16 protein-coding genes are annotated in these 18,085 nt (G+C 48.6%); 6 read left to right on the forward strand and 10 right to left on the reverse strand.

Annotated elements, in window-relative coordinates; genetic code table 11:
- Nucleotides 1-2: 2 nt before the first annotated feature.
- Entirely contained in the window at nt 3-2,264 is a 2,262-nt protein-coding gene (gene katG / locus FIU95_RS16895; RefSeq protein ID WP_371416968.1) for a catalase/peroxidase HPI, read from the forward strand.
- 113 nt (nt 2,265-2,377) lie between these two features.
- On the opposite strand, the gene FIU95_RS16900 is transcribed toward katG, so the two are convergent.
- Both FIU95_RS16900 and FIU95_RS16905 read right to left on the reverse strand, forming a co-directional pair.
- On the reverse strand, nt 2,378-2,698 hold the full coding sequence (locus FIU95_RS16900; RefSeq protein WP_152454872.1) for a rhodanese-like domain-containing protein: 321 nt from the start codon (nt 2,696-2,698) through the stop codon (nt 2,378-2,380).
- Between the two features lie 403 nt (nt 2,699-3,101).
- Nucleotides 3,102-5,315 (reverse strand): S9 family peptidase, encoded by a 2,214-nt coding sequence (locus FIU95_RS16905; protein ID WP_152454873.1) that lies wholly within the window; start codon nt 5,313-5,315, stop codon nt 3,102-3,104.
- A 276-nt stretch (nt 5,316-5,591) separates the two neighbouring features.
- Between FIU95_RS16905 and FIU95_RS16910 the strand changes: the two genes are divergently transcribed.
- On the forward strand, nt 5,592-6,008 hold the full coding sequence (locus tag FIU95_RS16910) for a hypothetical protein (RefSeq protein ID WP_152454874.1): 417 nt from the start codon (nt 5,592-5,594) through the stop codon (nt 6,006-6,008).
- A 401-nt stretch (nt 6,009-6,409) separates the two neighbouring features.
- Here the strand turns inward: FIU95_RS16910 and fghA are convergent, their stop codons facing one another.
- From fghA to FIU95_RS16940, 6 genes are all read right to left on the reverse strand, one after another.
- The gene (gene fghA / locus FIU95_RS16915) at nt 6,410-7,264 is read right to left on the reverse strand and encodes an S-formylglutathione hydrolase (RefSeq protein WP_152454875.1); all 855 of its coding nucleotides are present in this window, start codon (nt 7,262-7,264) and stop codon (nt 6,410-6,412) included.
- Nucleotides 7,265-7,276: 12 nt separating this feature from the next.
- Nucleotides 7,277-8,410: an S-(hydroxymethyl)glutathione dehydrogenase/class III alcohol dehydrogenase gene (locus FIU95_RS16920; RefSeq protein ID WP_152454876.1), complete on the reverse strand. Its 1,134-nt coding sequence runs from the start codon at nt 8,408-8,410 to the stop codon at nt 7,277-7,279.
- 153 nt (nt 8,411-8,563) lie between these two features.
- Nucleotides 8,564-9,610 (reverse strand): AraC family transcriptional regulator, encoded by a 1,047-nt coding sequence (locus FIU95_RS16925; RefSeq protein ID WP_152454877.1) that lies wholly within the window; start codon nt 9,608-9,610, stop codon nt 8,564-8,566.
- Between the two features lie 187 nt (nt 9,611-9,797).
- The gene (locus tag FIU95_RS16930) at nt 9,798-10,373 is read right to left on the reverse strand and encodes an alkylphosphonate utilization protein (protein WP_152454878.1); all 576 of its coding nucleotides are present in this window, start codon (nt 10,371-10,373) and stop codon (nt 9,798-9,800) included.
- 175 nt (nt 10,374-10,548) lie between these two features.
- On the reverse strand, nt 10,549-10,965 hold the full coding sequence (locus FIU95_RS16935) for a CBS domain-containing protein (protein ID WP_152454879.1): 417 nt from the start codon (nt 10,963-10,965) through the stop codon (nt 10,549-10,551).
- A gap of 69 nt (nt 10,966-11,034) precedes the next feature.
- Entirely contained in the window at nt 11,035-11,463 is a 429-nt protein-coding gene (locus FIU95_RS16940) for an Hsp20/alpha crystallin family protein (RefSeq protein WP_152454880.1), read from the reverse strand.
- Nucleotides 11,464-11,847: 384 nt separating this feature from the next.
- Between FIU95_RS16940 and FIU95_RS16945 the strand changes: the two genes are divergently transcribed.
- Nucleotides 11,848-12,285, forward strand: coding sequence for a host attachment protein (locus FIU95_RS16945; protein ID WP_152454881.1), 438 nt, complete (start codon nt 11,848-11,850; stop codon nt 12,283-12,285).
- Between the two features lie 119 nt (nt 12,286-12,404).
- On the opposite strand, the gene FIU95_RS16950 is transcribed toward FIU95_RS16945, so the two are convergent.
- Together FIU95_RS16950 and FIU95_RS16955 are read right to left on the reverse strand one after the other, a co-directional pair.
- Nucleotides 12,405-13,310: an acyltransferase gene (locus FIU95_RS16950; protein WP_152454882.1), complete on the reverse strand. Its 906-nt coding sequence runs from the start codon at nt 13,308-13,310 to the stop codon at nt 12,405-12,407.
- 126 nt (nt 13,311-13,436) lie between these two features.
- On the reverse strand, nt 13,437-15,131 hold the full coding sequence (locus FIU95_RS16955) for a dipeptidase (protein WP_253868704.1): 1,695 nt from the start codon (nt 15,129-15,131) through the stop codon (nt 13,437-13,439).
- Between the two features lie 247 nt (nt 15,132-15,378).
- On the opposite strand from FIU95_RS16955, the gene FIU95_RS16960 reads away from it, so the two are divergent.
- From FIU95_RS16960 to FIU95_RS16970, 3 genes are all read left to right on the forward strand, one after another.
- The gene (locus tag FIU95_RS16960) at nt 15,379-16,044 is read left to right on the forward strand and encodes a hypothetical protein (protein ID WP_152454883.1); all 666 of its coding nucleotides are present in this window, start codon (nt 15,379-15,381) and stop codon (nt 16,042-16,044) included.
- A gap of 271 nt (nt 16,045-16,315) precedes the next feature.
- A complete protein-coding gene (locus tag FIU95_RS16965) occupies nt 16,316-16,927 on the forward strand; it encodes a cytochrome b (RefSeq protein ID WP_152454884.1) in 612 nt (203 codons plus the stop codon).
- Nucleotides 16,924-17,490, forward strand: a complete 567-nt coding sequence (locus FIU95_RS16970; RefSeq protein WP_152454885.1) for a YceI family protein — start codon at nt 16,924-16,926, stop codon at nt 17,488-17,490. The genes FIU95_RS16965 and FIU95_RS16970 overlap by 4 nt, the downstream gene beginning before the upstream one ends.
- Nucleotides 17,491-18,085: the final 595 nt, after the last annotated feature.

Genomic DNA, 18,085 nt, shown 5'->3' on the forward strand with positions numbered 1-18,085 from the left:
TAATGAGACCTTATCTCGGTACCGCTCTAATCATCACTCTGTCCCTGCTGGCATCAAATACCTTTGCCGACGACGAAGAGGTTGTGACTGACCCAGTGACCCACCAAGGCCCTAAGGACTTCCAACCAAAGTCAAACCAATTCTGGTGGCCCAATCAACTGGATTTGCGTCCCCTACGGCAACACTCCCCCAGGTCTAACCCAATGGGAGAAAACTTTAATTATGCCGAGGAATTTAAAACTCTCGATCTCAAAGCAGTAAAAAGTGATATAGAGACTCTGCTAAAGACCTCCCAGGATTGGTGGCCAGCAGATTTCGGTCACTATGGACCCTTTATGATCCGTATGGCCTGGCATAGCGCCGGTACCTACCGTATAAACGATGGCCGCGGAGGTGCAGGTGGCGGTCAGCAGCGTTTCGATCCACTGAATAGCTGGCCCGATAATGCCAACCTGGATAAAGCCCGGCGCCTGCTGTGGCCCATCAAACAAAAATACGGTGCCAAGCTATCTTGGGCCGACCTCATGGTGCTCACGGGCAATGTCGCCCTTGAATCCATGGGGTTTGAGACTTATGGCTTTGCCGGCGGCCGCATAGACGACTGGGAACCGGATCTGGTTTATTGGGGCCCAGAAACAAAGATGCTGGCCGATGAGCGCTACACCGGCAATCGCCAATTGGAAAGGCCATTGGCAGCCGTGCAAATGGGCCTGATTTATGTGAACCCCGAAGGTCCTAACGGCAATCCTGATCCCAAGGCTGCGGCCATCGATATCCGCGAAACCTTTGCACGTATGGCCATGAACGACGAGGAAACGGTTGCGCTAATTGCCGGTGGCCACACTTTCGGCAAGGCCCATGGAGCGGTAAAAGCCGACTGCTTAGGCCCCGAGCCCGCAGGAGCCCCTATTGAACAACAGGGCCTGGGCTGGAAAAATAAGTGCGGCAAAGGCAATGCCGACGACACTATGACCTCCGGGCTCGAAGGGGCTTGGTCGGCCGCCCCCATTACCTGGAGCCAGCAATACCTGGACAACCTGTTCAAATATAACTGGGTAAAAACCAAGAGCCCCGCTGGCGCTGTACAGTGGATTCCCGATGACCAGGCTGCTGCCAACCTAGTTCCCGATGCTTTCGATAAAAATAAGCGGCATGCGCCTATCATGTTTACTACAGACCTTTCCCTGAAATTTGACCCCAGCTACCGGGAAATAGCCAAACGTTTTCAGGAAAATCCAGAGGATTTTAAACGGGCTTTCGCCAAAGCATGGTATAAGCTGACTCACCGCGATATGGGTCCTCGAGCTCGCTATCTTGGTAAGGAAGTCCCTAAAGAGGACCTGCTCTGGCAAGATCCAGTGCCAAAAGTAGATCACCCTCTAATTAATGACAGTGATATCAGCCAGCTAAAATCAAAAATCCTCTCCTCGGGACTCACCGTGCCAGAGTTAGTGAAAACCGCCTGGGGCTCGGCATCAACTTTTCGTGGCTCAGACAACCGCGGCGGGGCTAATGGCGCACGCATACGCTTGGAGCCACAGAAAGAATGGCCTGTGAATGATCCAGAAGAACTGACCAAGGTTCTGACGCAGCTAGAAAAAATCCAGCAAGAATTTAACAATACACAATCCGGCGGTAAGAAAGTATCCCTCGCCGACCTGATCGTTCTCGGTGGCTCTGCGGCAGTTGAAAAAGCAGCTGCAGACGGCGGACAAAAAATCAAGGTGCCTTTCAAGCCCGGCCGCTCAGACGCGACCCAGCAACAGACCGATGTTAATTCTATTGCCATGCTAGAACCCACCGCTGACGGTTTTCGCAATTACTTCAGCAAAAACAACAGCCGCACACCCACCGAGATGCTGGTGGACCGCGCAAGTCTGTTAACACTCAGCGTACCGGAAATGACTGTTTTAGTTGGAGGTATGCGCACACTTAACGCCAATACCGATGGATCAAAGAATGGCGTATTCACCGATAAGCCGGGGACGCTCACTAACGACTTTTTTGTCAACCTCCTGGATATGTCCACGGTATGGAAAAAATCCGATAAAGCCGAGGGTGTCTATGAGGGTAGTGACCGCAATACCGGCAAGGTTAAGTGGACGGCCACTCCGGTGGATCTGATTTTTGGCTCTAACTCTGAGCTTAGAGCTGTCGCTGAGGTCTATGCATTTAAGAACTCTCAGCAGAAATTTGTACAGGATTTTGTTAAGGCCTGGACCAAGGTAATGAATCTGGATCGTTTCGACTCACCTAATCAGTGATTAGTTTTTACAAGAATTTTCACTAGGCAAACCGACATACCAGCCGGCTTGCCTAGTACCTTTATCTACACCGAACGCTATATCTACATCGAACGCTATATCTACACCGTACTCTACTCCAGGCTTGCAAAGATTACTTCTCCATCAATAAATTTCAGCTGGTGTGATGGGATAACTCTAACTCGCTTATAATCGGCTGCAGATAATTTGTTCGCCAGTTTTTTCGCCCGCGTACCACTTTTGCAGTAGACCAACACCACCTCATCACGTTTTAGTGTTAAGTGCTCGCTCATTTCATCGAAGTCGCCCAGAGGGAGATTACTCGCACCATCTATGTGTCCAGCTTCAAACTCCTCCACTGTGCGCGCATCCACTAACACAAATTGAGATTGATCTTGTATATAGGCAGATAAAACTTCTGCTTCAACTTCCATAGATGCTCGATCTTCTTCTTGAGATAGCGTCCCCTCCTCAGTACCTAATACAGTACAACCAACGAAACCTATCAACGCAGCCAACAAAATTAATCTACCGCCAAGTCTATTTAATATAATTCACCCTAATCCAATATATTAGTGATCAGTCCCAGAATTTTCTTGGTAGGTTATTTAAAATCAAAACTTTGTTATTCAAGGTAACCCACCAGAAAGAAGGGGTAACAAAATTAACCAAACATTAGAAAAAATAAAACGCTGGATGAGTCAAACAGAATTATTCTTGGGGTGATTGACTGATTGGTACAGAGAAATGAAAAACATCGGGGTGATATACGCGGCCCTATCATCAGGCCCCCAGGTTTTATTTACCGGGAGGCCTGATATGCTGCAATTTATATATCTATAATTGCCTGTCTTTACGTAAGTGTCGATCAAAGAAATCTTTGATCATGGTGTATTGATGAATACGGGTTTGTTTACCGCGTAAACTGTGCTTTTTACCCGGATAAGTCATTAAATCAAACTGCTGACCGTTATCCTGTAATTGCTTAATGAGGCGGGTAGTATTGGTAAATAACACGTTGTCATCTGCCATTCCATGATAAATCAATAGAGCCCCCTTGAGCCCCTTACTATAGGGAAAAACAGATGAGGCTTGATAGGCATCTGCATCGGTATTGGGGTTCCCCATATAACGCTCTGTGTAATGAGTATCGTAAAGAGTCCAATCTGTAACCGGCGCACCAGAGACTCCCGCCTTGAAATAGTCACCCGCCTTGAACATACTCATCAGGGCCATATAGCCCCCATAACTATGTCCATAGATACCAATATTATCGCTATCGACGTAAGGTAGCGAACGTAGAAACTCTACCCCAACAACCTGATCTTCGACTTCGGGACTACCCATCTTTTTAAAGATAGGATTTTCAAAAGCCGTCCCCCGGTTTGCAGAACCGCGGTTATCGAGAGAAAAGACGACATATCCCTGCTGCGCCATAAACTGGTTGAAGGCTTTATCCCAGCTATTGGTAACTACCTGGGCATGGGGACCTCCATAGACATAAACCATCACAGGGTAACGCTTGGATGCATCAAAATTGGACGGCTTATATAAGCGATAATTAAGTTGATGCCCGTGGGGGGCCGCAAGGGTACCAAACTCTGGAGTAATCCAGTCAGCTTTGTAAGGGTACAGAGGATGCCCTTTAGTTACTGCATTTTCCTCCAGCCAGGTCGTCAGGTCGCCATTCGCATTGTGCAGGCTAACCTGAGGTGGGGTATTTACATTGGAGAATTTATCGATGTAACCCGAAGCATCTTGGGCAAACTCGATATCATGCATACCCATTTTGTTGGAAATGCGCTGTATTTCTCCATCGCCATTAAATGGCACTCGGTATAAATGCCGCTCTATAGCGATATCTTTACGCCCGGTAAAATACAACAAGCCCTTATTTTCATCGACCGCTTCGACTTCATCTACAACCCAGTTACCACGGGTTATCTGATTTAACAGCTTGCCATTGAGGTCATACAGATAAAGATGCTTGTAACCATCTCTCTCCGAGGACCAGATAAACTGATCTTTATCCTCAAGAAAATAAAGGTCGTCGCTCAAGTTGACCCAGGTATCACTGGATTCACTCAATAGGGTTTTACCGGTTCCTTTCTTCAAATCAAAAGAACGCAGCTGCAACTTTTGCTGATTGCGGGATTGCCACTGGTAAGTTAATAGATTGTTCCGCGCCCATTGCACACGAGGAATATAAATGTCTTGTTCATCACCAAGGTTTACCCAGCGGGTTTTACCCGATACAACATTCAATATGCCTAACCGAATTTTTACATTCGCTCTCCCCGCTGCTGGGTAGCGTTGCTGAATCAGGTCAATACGATCAGCATAGATCTCACTGCGGGTTACCTCATCTACCGGAGACTCATCTACTTGCAGAAAGGCAATTTGACGGTCATCCGGCGACCACCAATAGCCGCTCATACGCCCCATTTCTTCCTGAGCAACAAACTCGGCCATTCCATTCTTGATAGGCCCCTGGCCATCTTGCGTTAATTGGCTTTCTTTGCCACTTTTTAAATCCACAAGATAGATATTTTGCTCACGGATAAAAGAGACATAACGCCCCTTTGGGGAGACCCGCACATCGGTTTCAAATGCCTTTGTTTTCGTAAGCCTTTGTACTGCCTTTTTCGCCAAATCGTAGTAATAAACATCCCCGGCCAGAGGGAACAGTAGAGATTTGCCATCCTCAGACCAGCTGTACTCCATGATGCCGCTGCCAAAGATGCGCTGACGCTCCCGCCGGGCCTTCTCTTCATCCGAGAGGGCTTCTTCGCCACTATGCAAACTATCTGAATTCACCAGGATACGGGATTGCCCATCGGCAATATGATATTCCCATAGGTCATAGCGGTTGTAGTCTTCGTCACGCCCTTTCAGATAGGTAACCCGTCTACCATCGGGGGAGTATTCCAGTGCCCGGGGCGTAGAGCCATCCAGAGCGGGATCTGAGAATATTCTCTCAATGGTAAGAGGCTCTGCGGAGCATATTCCCACAAAAGTGGTGCCAAGTAGGGCAAGGAGTGTTTTCTTCATAGTAGGCCCTTAGGTTTTTTTACTCCCCGCCCACTATTCAACAAAGGAAGAATTGAGGCGGGAGGAGGTTATTTTTCCGTACAGATTGAGTAACAAACACGGATTTTACAATGTAATCATCCCCTCACGTAATCTTTAGGAATAGCACTTGGATTACCCGGTTAAGCGAACTATTCCTCTAGATAATCAAGGCTTTACAATTGTTTACTCTGCTTTACCGACCTTTGTACCAGGATAAGGTCATAGTGAGATAGCAATTCTCACAGGATAAAAACAATGAAGTATTCCCTAATTGTCCCTATTGCGGTCTCTCTAATTGCTAGCAGCTGCAGCTCAACGCCGAATAATCCCACTACAGAATCTTTTGTTACACATATCACCGAACTTGGTCATAAACGCTTTACTTACAAGGCCACTCTAGGTCCTGACCGACCTTCAGGAGAAAGACCTCGCCGAGCATCCTCCGCAGGAGGGCCTAGTGGTGATAAACCGAGAGGAGCGAAGCCCGGTGCTGGAAAACCTGGCAGGAGCAAGGCCAACTCCGGCGATATCAAAAAAATTGCTCTTGAGCGAATGGAAGTTTTGCTGGATGAGAGTGGCTTCTGTAACAACGGGTGGTTTCTGGTTGAACAGACAATCGATCAACGACGCGCAGAAATTATTGGAGAGTGTCGGGCAGTAGTACCTCAATAATTATAAAGTTACTTAATAGCAATCATAGGCGCTAATAATAGTTACTGGCTCGTATAAGTGAAACGCTGCCATCCTATAATCATGACAAACATACCGCTTTTATTTCCATCGAACACATAAAATAGAACCTCGATTAATAAGACTTTATTTTAAAAAAAGTGTGGCATCAACTTATTGATATAGAAAAGAGAGCAGAATGTAACCTAATTGAAAGCATACAAGGCATGGGGCCTGATCATAACCTTGCAGGTTACACTAAGGCTCCCAAAGAGAGAAATAGCATTTACTCCTATTTCCTCTGAAATAATAGAGATAAGTAAGATACTGTAAGCTTATAAAAGCTTAAACACTTACTTATCTCCTCACAGCATTTCTAGAAAAGGATGAGGAAGTCAGATCTTTTAATGATCTTTCCCCAGCAGGAAATCCCCGTGGAAACGTAAATGCTCTTCGATAAAAGAGGCAATAAAGAAATAGCTGTGATCGTAGCCGCCATGTTGTTCAAATCGTAATGGATAGCCACAAGCTTCAGCAGCCATTTGTAAGGCTCCAGGTCGCAATTGCTGCTCTAAAAATTCATCCTCATTTCCCTGAGACACCAATATCGGTCGATGATTTATGGCACGCCCCACCAATACAGATGCATCGTACTCCTCCCAGAGTGTGGTGTCCGCGCCCAAATAAGCAGCGAAAGCCTTCTCTCCCCAGGGACAAGCAATCGGATTACAGATCGGGCTAAACGCGGAGATTGAGGTATAGCGCTCAGGGTTTCTCAAACCGATGACCAGGGCACCATGCCCCCCCATGGAATGGCCACTGATGGCTCGACGCTGATTCACAGGAAAATGCTCTTCAATTAACGTCGGTAGTTCATCCACAATGTAATCATACATGCGATAGTGCTGCTTCCAGGGATCTTGGGTAGCATTCACATAAAACCCCGCCCCCTGGCCCAGGTCGTAGGAGGGATCATCAGCAACGCCCTCTCCACGGGGACTGGTATCCGGTATAACTAGTACAATACCCAACTCCGCGGCCACACGCTGGGCACCTGCTTTCTGGCTAAAATTTGCATCAGTACAAGTTAGACCCGACAGCCAATAAAGTACCGGATACTGGCCCCTCTCTTTACTATCTGCATCCCGGGGCAGGAAGACCGAAAAATGCATAGTGCAGTTCAATACGGTGGAATGGTGCCGGTATTGTTGCTGTAGCCCATCAAAAGATCTTGTACTGCTGGTAAGCTCAATAGACATAGACTATCCCGCTTAGACGTTTTCGTAGTGGATAACGCTGCGAATACTCTTGCCTTTGTGCATCAAATCAAAGGCTTCATTAATTTTATCCAGTGGCATCGTATGGGTAATAAAGTCATCTAGTTTAAACTCCCCAGCCAGATAACGGTTCACATAATCCGGCAGTTCAGAGCGGCCTTTCACCCCACCAAATGCGGTACCGCGCCAGACCCTGCCAGTTACCAATTGGAATGGGCGCGTGCTAATTTCCTGCCCAGCACCGGCAACTCCAATAATTACGGATTCCCCCCAGCCCTTATGACAGCACTCCAGCGCCGACCGCATAGTATTTACATTTCCTATGCACTCGAAGGAATAATCCACTCCGCCGTCGGTAAGTTCCACAATAACGTCTTGGATGGGTTGCTCATAATTCTTTGGATTAATACACTCTGTTGCGCCGAGTTTTTTTGCCAGCGCAAATTTATCTTCATTAATATCAATACCAATAATACGCTCTGCGCCAGCCATCTTGGCCCCAATAATGGCTGACAGACCAATACCGCCCAATCCGAAGATAGCTACGGTGGAGCCCGCCTCTACCTTTGCCGTATTCATCACCGCTCCCATACCCGTGGTCACACCACAACCGAGGAGACAGACTTCCTCAAGTGGCGCCTCAGGATTAATCTTTGCCAGGGAAATTTCCGGCAATACCGTATACTCGGAAAAGGTGGAGGTTCCCATATAGTGATAGATGGGCTTGCCATTGATTGAAAAACGCGTGGTGCCATCCGGCATCAGGCCTTTACCTTGGGTCGCCCGAATTTTCTGGCAGAGATTCGTCTTACCAGACAAACAAAATTTGCACTCTCCGCACTCAGGGGTATAGAGCGGGATAACGTGGTCCCCAACCGCCAAACTGGTAACGCCCTCCCCCACAGACTCCACAACACCCGCGCCTTCATGGCCGAGGATCGCAGGGAATACACCTTCAGGGTCCTCTCCCGATAATGTGAAAGCATCGGTATGGCAGACACCTGTTGCCATTAATTTGATACGTACCTCGCCTTTTTGCGGCGGCATCACTTCAACTTCCTCGATAGAAAGCGGCTCACCCGCTTTCCAGGCCACAGCGGCTTTACAGCGAATCGTCTCTGCACCCATGGTGTTGTTCCTTATCGATATTTACTCAATTCAACAGATGCCCAGCATAGCCTGCCAGTATTTACGTGGCAAAAAAACAAAAGTCAAAAAAGGAAATGGAAGTAGGTAGGGCTCTACAGAGCAAATAATTTTTAAGAAGCGCTGAAATAAAAATCAGTGTTGCTGTTTGCGCCACTGCAGAGGGGAGTAGCCATGCACTACACGGAAGGCCTTAGAGAAAGCACTGATATCTGTATAACCAAGACTCGCAGAAAGTAGCCCAATTTCTATATTTGATGAACGCAAATGCCATCGGGCTGTTTCCATGCGCGCCTCCTGCAGAAGCTGCTTGAAAGAGGTCCCAGCGGTTCTCAAGTACCTTTGTAAAGTCCGTACCGGGGTGTTCATCAACTGGGCAATCTGCGCCAGGTTATGCTGCTTAGCCCCCAGTGTCTGCAAAATTAATGTACGTACCTGGCTGGCAATATCACCGCTCAGTCCCTGAATCAGTAACAGGGTGAACTCCTCAAAATATTTCACCAGACTAGCATTGGGTGCCTTGAGAGGTCTCAGCAATAGTTGGGAGTCGAATATAAGACAGTCACATTCCTGGCCAAAAAGCACCTCAGCGTCAAAATACTCACGATAGCGCTGAGGCGGGGAAACAGGAGCATGGCAAAAATGCACTTGGCGTGGGCGAATGTCAGCCCCTGCCAACCCCCTAAATAATTGGCAGGCGGCCCCTAGGGCCAATTCACTGTACTGTTCAACGTTTTCAAGGCTATGGCAATGGTTGATGCGATAAGCAAACAGGCTGCCATCTCGCTCCGTTAATCGCCAGTGGTCGGCCTGGTTGTGCAAAACCATATAACGGTGACTCGCACTCAATGCGGCATCCAGATTCCGCTCTTTAAGCAGCAGCTTGCCCAGCACCCCGAGCATACGTAGACCTTGCCGCTGTGAGAGCCGCAAGCCAAAGTCACTACAGCGCAGATCACGCACACACAGATTCAGCAGGTCGATAAGCGTAGTGATCGGAATCAGAATATCTGGGCGACGCATAGAGTTCGCGGGTAGGCCAACCTCAGCGAGTAAACGCGAAGGCACTCCGCCCAACTGGGGGACCAGAGTATTGAAACCCGCGAGAGTACCACTGCGGATTTCATAGGTGAGATTCATCAATTCATCTCCACTGCCCGTCAGAGCTGCATCGGCCATCATGATTGTACACACCAGCTAGAACTGGAGCAGTTGGCCAGTGTCAGACCGCGAATATCTTAGGGAAATTAAACGGGGGTATGATAGCAGGACGAATCTATTCGAGTAATGTACACAGGGCGAGATTGTGACGGAGAGCTAGGCCTCCGCCGCCAACAACCCCAAAGCGAAACTCTAGATAAAAAGAACTTCAGCCAATTTTCTTGACGAACTTAGTCAGGATTACGATTCGCTGCCCCTCGACACGCCCTTCGATATGCTCTGGATTATCCGTCAGGCTAATTCCACGAACTGCAGTACCGCGTTTGGCTACCAGACTGGAACCTTTAACATCCAGGTCCTTAATAATGGTCACATTATCACCTGCCTGGAGTTGAACGCCGTTGCTGTCGCGGTGAATCAGGATATCGCCCGCTTCGGGTAGGGCTCCGGCTTGTGCCCAGCTGAGTAAATCGTCATCCAGGTACAACATATCGAACAAGTCCTGCGCCCAGGTCTCCGAAGACAGCCGCTTGAGAAGACGCCAAGCCAGTACTTGTACCGCCGGCTCCTGGCTCCACATACTGTCAGAGAGGCAGTGCCAATGGGCACTGTCGAGTTGGGTTGGATTATTCAATTGGTCGCGACAGGTCTGACACAGAAGCACCTGGGCTTCGGCCCGTGCCGAGGATTCCGGCAATTCATAAGCTTCCAGATTATTCTGTGATTTGCAAAGCTCACACTGACCACCACTGCGCTGAAGCAGCTGTTCCCGACTGACCGCCATGGTTTACCTCAAAAAGTGCGGAGTATACGCCCTCAATCGATATTTCACGTACCCCTCTGAGCACTGTTAATCACTATAAAAGGCCATCAAGGTGAGGACCCTATCAGAGAGTATCTCTCACAGGGTCCAAAAGGCAGTGTGAGCCCCGAGTATTGGGGCTAAGGGGGGAAGGAGGCTAGTGGTGCGCCGAGATCGCTGAAGCGAAGTGACCACCCTGCTTGCTGGCAATAGCCGAGGTGATATCCCCTAAGCTGAGTATACCAACCATGCGTTTCTCACTATTCAGCACCGGCATTCGCCGCAGCAGCTGCTGCTCCATTTTGTGCACTGCCGAGAGGAGGTCATCTTCCTCCCAGCACCACTCAATGCCCTCGGTCATCACATCGCGAGCGGTCAGTGAGGAGAGGTTACCTCCCTGCACAACACCGCGGCATACGATATCCCGGTCGGTTACCATGCCCACCAAACGATCATTTTCACCGATGGGAACCGCGCCAATATCCTCATCCCGCAGGATTTTAGCCAATTCCTGCAGCGAGGTATCTGGTGTACACCAAGTTGCTCCCTGGTGCATAGCTTGTTTTACTTTCATCGTGTTACCTCTACGAAAATTCTAAAAAGCTATATTCAAAGCGACCTAACCTACCGTTGGAAAAAAGAATTAATGCACTTCGATACGCTTTCTCTGTGGCGGATGCCCTTCATGTCTGGGAACGGTCAAGGTCAAAATGCCATCTTTGAAGTTTGCGTCGATTTCATCTTCGCGAACATCTTCACCTAAATTGAAACTACGTAGGAACTTGCCATAGCGACGCTCTTGTCGCAGCACCCGGCCCTCTTTCTCTTCCTTAATCTCACGGTGCACTTCAGCCTCAAGGGTTAAAACACCATTCTCTAAGGTGATATTGATATCATTCTTGCCGACACCCGGTAGCTCAGCACTAATTTCATATCTGTTTTTTCGCTCACTCACATCAATTCGCGGTGAGAAAAAACCCTCCCTTTCATTGCCAATAGCACGACCGGGCGACAGCATCTGCTCAAACATATTATCTAGATCGAGCAGAGAACCTCTGGGTATCAGACTCATACTAACAACCTCCATCTACGGCTATGTCGCAAGAGGCGCAAGCTAGATCCCTAGATCCGGCTTACGCCTCTCACATCTTGAATTCATTCTAGGTAATTTAGCGCCAGTCGGTAGGAATATGTGACAAGTACAACCATCACAAAAGACATAAAGAAAACAGCGAGCATTTAGATTTTATCTAGGGCAAATATCCTAGTATGACCTATAGGATCTTGAAGACTATCAGCTAAGGTAACGATCAAATCTCTGTTTTTCTCGGTGTTTTACCTTTCATTTCCTGAAAATAGTGAACAAATCTGAGCCTCTCATTCCAGACTATGCCGTTAGTCGATGGCGCCAAATTTAACTAGGATAAGGAGGAAGTAAAAAAATGAGGATACGCTCATGGCTTTAGCATGGGTTCTTGTGGCCAACCAATCACAGGCCAGAATTTTTGAAGCACAAAAGCGTGCCGGCAATCTCCATGAAATCCAAGCCCTTCTCCATCCTCAATCCAGGCTGTCAGGCCGGGAAGTCGATAGCGATGCTCCTGGGCGCAGCTTCGATAGTTATGGCCAAGGCAGCCACGCGATGGGAAATTTTGCTAATTTACATCGCCGAAGTGGCGAAGATTTCGCCAGAGAAATCGCTCATACACTGGAGCGAGGCCGCCAGCAGGGCCGCTTTGAGAAGTTATATATCGTAGCGGAACCTTATATGGTGGGTAGTTTGCGAGATGCACTCAAAACACCCACCCGAGCCACTGTTGCCGGAGAGACTGGAAAAAACTTGGTAGATAGCCAGCCAGATGAAATTCGGGCGCAACTGCCCATCTGGCTATGATTGAATCTTCCTGCGGAAGTCTGCTGAAATGTGGGGCTGAAATGTGGGGCTGAAATGTGGGGCTGAAATGCCAGCCCCTATCACCGATCTATTGAACAGCAGCTAAAAATTGAGCATTTCTAGGCTTTTTTAGTTTCACTTAACAGATTACCAATAAGCTGATCTTTATCCTGCCAGAGCTTGTAGACCCAGCTATTAAACTCTGCACGAAACACCTGATCATTCATATAATCAGCCGTAAAGAATTTCTCCGGGATACGAATTTGCTCTATACGAACAACCACGTGTTTCACTTTTCCCGCGAGAAAATCTGCAAAAGTGGGAATACCACCTGGGTAGACAATCGTAACGTTCAACAAACGATTAAGCTGCTCTCCCATACTCTGCATGGCAAAAGCGATTCCTCCAGACTTGGGTTTAAGCAAATAGTTGAACGGCGAACCCTGTCTATCGTGCTTCTCCTGGGTGAAGCGTGTACCTTCGAGAAAGTTCATAATACTGGTAGGGATTAACTTGAAACGCTCACAGGCCTTCTTAGTCGCCTCTAAATCCTTACCGCGCATCTCCGGATGTTTCTTCAAGTATGCCTTGCTGTAACGCTTCATAAATGGGAAGTCCAGCGCCCACCAGCAGATCCCCATTACCGGAACCTTGATAAGCTCCTGTTTAATAAAAAACTTCAAGAAAGGAATTTTCCGGTTAAGAACTGTTTGCAGAACGAAGATATCCACCCAACTCTGGTGGTTGGAAGTCACTAGATACCAGCCTTCTTTTTTCAGCTCCCCATCTACTTCCACATCCCACTTAGTCTTCTGAGTCAATTTCATCCAACCTATATTCAGAATGATCCAGGCCTCAGCAATTGACATAAAAATAGTCGAATAAATTTTTCGCAGCGCGGCAAATGGAAAAATCAACCGCACCACAACAAAAAATAAAATCGGAATAAAGCAAATAATCGTACTGATAAACAGCAGTATCGAGGTCAATATCAACAATACTGTCGAGGGAAGAAAATTTAACATCTCATATTTCTAAATTAAGTGGTAAAAAAGAGACTTATTACAGGCACCCGAGCTGGCAACAATTACCTGGCTATACTCAAGCGCACACTATCTTACTTCTATATAAAGTCTCCACAACAGGCCAGACTAGAGGTTAGCTACCTCAATCATCATCGCGGTATACATTTTTAAATTCAGTCGAAACTGCTCAACCGTAATAAATTCGTGCTCTGAGTGTCCCGTATAAGCAGCTCCAGGCATAGAGGGGCCAAAGCTCACGGCATTTGGCAGCAGCTTGGCATTAGTGGAACCCCCAATCGCCACAGGCTCAGCCTTTTCCATACCGGTAAAGTGGCGAAAAACTTGTAAGAGTGGCTTTACATGAGGCGCATCGTCCACCCTGTAGGGATTCCCCAGCGTAACTTTTGTATCTGCAAGTGCAATACCCGTGCGTTCCTGCCAATTGGCTAGGGCTGCGTGGATCTCCTTTTCCAGTTGGGGAGCTGTCTTACCTGTTGGACGGCGCAGATTGAGATAGCTGGTCAGACCAGAGTCTGTCTCCTTCACCATGGTAACCGCTGCCGTCATAGGCCCCATAAAAGTATCGCTGTAAGCAATATCACCAAACTGCTCGGCCAGGATGCCAGTGCCAACCAGGTCATTCAAATAACGCACCGTCGAACCAGCACTATTGGCGGGCCACTGGTGCACACTGAGCACGTCCGCTAAATACGCAATCGCGTTAACCCCATGTTCAGGCTCTGAACTGTGGGTAGCCACACCGCGAGCGATAATCTCTAAATTGCCGTTACCGCCGATAAATTCAAAAGAAGTGGCCTTGTGTTGAGCGGCACGAGCACGAATAGCCGCAACTAACTCAGCATTGACATTTTCCAGTAGCGCACGAGCCTCATCTGGCACCTGACTGCGAAAGTAGCCCCCAGTGAAGCTTTTAACATAGGGTTTATCAAAGCTATTTGGCAGTACACCAGCTGTGGTGACTTGTACCTCACTCCACCCCTTCTCTGCCGTTACCACCGGATAGCTGGCATCTATGGTGATGTTGTAGGCGGGGGTGGGATAAGTTTTCAGGAATTTCTTGAGGGGTTCCCAGTCCGACTCTTCCGCTAAATAGACCAGAAGCTCAACCCGGCGCTTCATGGTTACTCCCTGGTCCTTGATCGCTTTCATTGCGTAGAGTGCTGTGGCGATGGGGCCCTTATCGTCCTCACTGCCTCGGGCAATCAGCTTGCCGGGCTCACTTTCTGCATCCAGGATAAACGGGCTTTTCTGCCATTTAGCCGGGTTGGCTGGCTGAACATCCCCGTGGGTAACAATACCCACTTTCTCTGAGCCCTCACCCAGGGCAATGACCACAACATGACCAAAATCTTGGTATTCCAGCCCCAGCTCTCCAGCCTTCTCCTGCAAAGTCTTTTTAAAGCCTATAAATTCAGGGTTGCGATCCAATGGCAGGTCTTCGCGGGCTACGGTTTCAAAACGCACCAAGCTCGCCAGGGTCTCGGTCATGGCGCCCTCGTATTTCTCGACCGCATAGTCGGATGCACCCTGAGCCAGGGATGATACCCCGGCTACAACAGGCACAGACAGGCTTGCAGAGAGAAACAGCGGTAAAAGAGCGTGTCGTAACTTCATAAGCCCCCCAGGCAAATAAAAGTGCCATTGTACACGCCAGCCAATAGCATCACTCGCCATTATCCCCCAACCCTGAAGGTAATTATCGCCAGCTAAGAGCACCTGGGAGTGAGTGTGAAGTTTCGCCATAGTAAAACTTGGAACTGCCAACACTTTGAACTGGGCAATGAAATAGGTGAACTTCATCCACTTTCTAATCGCCAGCGTAATATTTAACCGGATATATGAATGTAAAGGTGTTTGAAGGGATCCCTCCCACCTCGGCCAGTAGTAGGAATAGCTATCATCAGTTCCAAGCTTACATAGGCCTGTTAAAAAATAACCATCAAAGATCACAGACCAAACCAGCCTAAAGCCCTTATAAGTGCTAGTAGGCACTAGCATTCCAGGGCTACTAAAATTTTGGGAGTGCAACGCGAGGCGTGAGTAGCATATGGCGACGACCAACGGCAAACATTTCCACCGCAAGCAGTGGCTGAGCGTCCAACAAGCCGTCAGCCACCTGAGTGCACTGGCGGAAGAGCCCTTAACCAGCACCCACCTGGCAGATTTAGCCGAGGAGAAGCTGCTCGATCTTTACTGGTACCGACCGGGACAAAAGCTGACTTTCCTCAACCGAAAAGGGCAGAGAGAGCTGGTCGAGCCCTTGCGCCTTTGCACAGATAATCACAGCGATTGGCGCGCGGTTGTCGGAATACTCCGTCACAGTCCCGCCCTCCCCGCTTATGAGCAAGACACGCCCCTACTGGAGGATGCCGAGGGAAACCGCCTGCGAATCACATTTGACTACCACCAACGTCCAGAACCATTTAGCGGCCGCTGGTATCCCAGCTTGGCGGAACTGGTACTAAAACGCAGCGATTTGGAGCGGCTCGAGCCGAAGCTGTTTTCCAGCCAGGAGAGCGAAGACAAACTGGAGCGGCAGTTATTACTCGACGTGATCTGGCAGCTCGAGCAGTTGGCCCTGGAAGGCGAGCGCCACTCCACCAGCTGGCTGGCGGAGCAGCTGGCACAGCGCTCCTCGGCACTGGATAGGGGGTCCTGCGAGCGGATTCTTCTCGCAGCAGAGCGCGAAGGCAGTCAAAACCGCCCCCATTAGCTGGACAATTACTGAGGTTTCCCGGTGGTTCTCACCACCAATCGTTATTGATCCCTCTCGCAAAGATTCCTGCCAACCATTTGGTCACGGGCAACAAAAGCGATACCCTAGCGCCAAATTTTAACCTGCTGATCGGACGGATGCGAAATTATCCACTCTTGGTCTTCTCACCCCAAAAGAACCAAGCGGTTAAGGGGTTCGAGGCTAGCCAGACTAGCATCTCGAAGTCTCATCTTTTCATCCAATCAGCCAAAAAATTTGGAGATAGAGCTTGCAGGCTCGCAATAATCAAAATCAATACGGCTGGGTCGCTATTGCACTGCACTGGCTGATGGCGCCAGCGGTCATAGGTCTCTTTGCGCTCGGATGGTGGATGCGCCAGTTATCCTATTATGATCCCTGGTATCAGCAAGCTCCCATTATCCATAAGAGCCTTGGCGTTTTGCTACTGATCGCTTTGGTGCTTCGTCTGCTGTGGCGTTCAGTCAATGCCACACCTAAAGCAGATCCTGGAACACCCCGCTGGCAGGCACTCACAGCCCACGGTATTCACGGTCTGATCTACTTACTGCTATTCGCCATTATGCTATCGGGTTACCTGATCTCCACTGCCGATGGGCGCCCTATTGATGTATTCGGGTGGTTTAGCGTAATGGCAACCATCCAGGACATTCCCAATCAGGAAGACATCGCAGGAAGCCTACACGAGATTCTGGCCTGGACTCTGATCATCCTAGTAAGCCTCCACGCCCTGGCAGCGCTGAAGCACCACTTTATCGACAGGGATGCAACACTGCGCAGGATGATCGGTCTGCCTGGCATGCCTAGCCGCCATAAAAAACAAGACACAGTTACAACCACAAAAAAGGAAACCTCTATATGAAGAAGCTCACCGCCCTGCTTTTTGTCGCTCTACTTGGCACTACAGCTCAGGCCGCAGAGTACAAAATCGACACTAAAGGCGCTCATGCTTTTGTTCAATTTCGCATCAAGCACCTTGGCTACAGCTGGCTGTATGGACGTTTTGACGATTTCAGCGGCTCATTTTTTTATGATGACAAGGCACCGGAAAAGTCCTCCGTTAACGTCGATATTGATGTGACCAGCCTCAACAGCAATCACGCCGAGCGCGACAAGCACCTGCGTGGATCCGATTTTCTCCACACAGAAAAATTCCCTAACGCAACGTTTAAAAGCACCAGTTTCGAACCATTAGAAGACGGTAAGGCACTTTTAAAAGGTGAGTTAACTCTGCGTGGCGTGACCAAACCGGTAACCATCGACGTCACCAATATCGGCGGTGGTAAGGACCCTTGGGGTGGCTACCGCCAGGGTTTCAGCGGTACCACTGAATTTGACCTGAAGGATTTCGGCATCGACTACAACCTGGGCCCAGCCTCCCAGAAGGTTGAAATGATCCTCGATATTGAAGGGATCCGTATCTAAGGGATTAGGACTCGCAAACTGCTTTAAAAGTCCGGTTCACAGCGAGCCGGACACTCCCATCTCAACTCCCCATTGATACCCCCTGGCAGAAACTACCGCATAATTGGCATTTTTTAGCGGCGCAAGATCTATTAAATTAGTACCAACTAGCCAGCATCGAAGATGCGCTATGAATTAACCAAAATCTGCCACCGTTTATAACTATTGGTGAAGAAGGCGTCTAGCAGTTGGTCGAGGTAACTGCAAAGAAACTAAAGAAAAGCAAAGTTTTAACTAGTTCACACTAAGTGAGCACAAACTATTACGCTACTTTTGACGACACCGACGCTTTTCAGTGAAAATAGCAATTATTAGTAGTAGCAGTGATTGTATTCACTCCACAGTTGGGTATAAAAAGAATCTCAAGATTTCGCTGTTTCCAGCCTCCAATGTATGCTCTCACCTCCCGCCTCTTGGGGTGGAAGAGTCAACCTAGCATTACTCTAAAAAAGCGGGTTTCCGAGAGCCTGGGGCGATAGCATTTTGAGATCACTCTTTTTTGCTGCCGAGTGAGTAAACTCATCCGTAACAGTGAGCCGCCACCAGATGTGGTGAA

Source organism: Microbulbifer sp. THAF38, assembly GCF_009363535.1.
Classification (GTDB): domain Bacteria; phylum Pseudomonadota; class Gammaproteobacteria; order Pseudomonadales; family Cellvibrionaceae; genus Microbulbifer.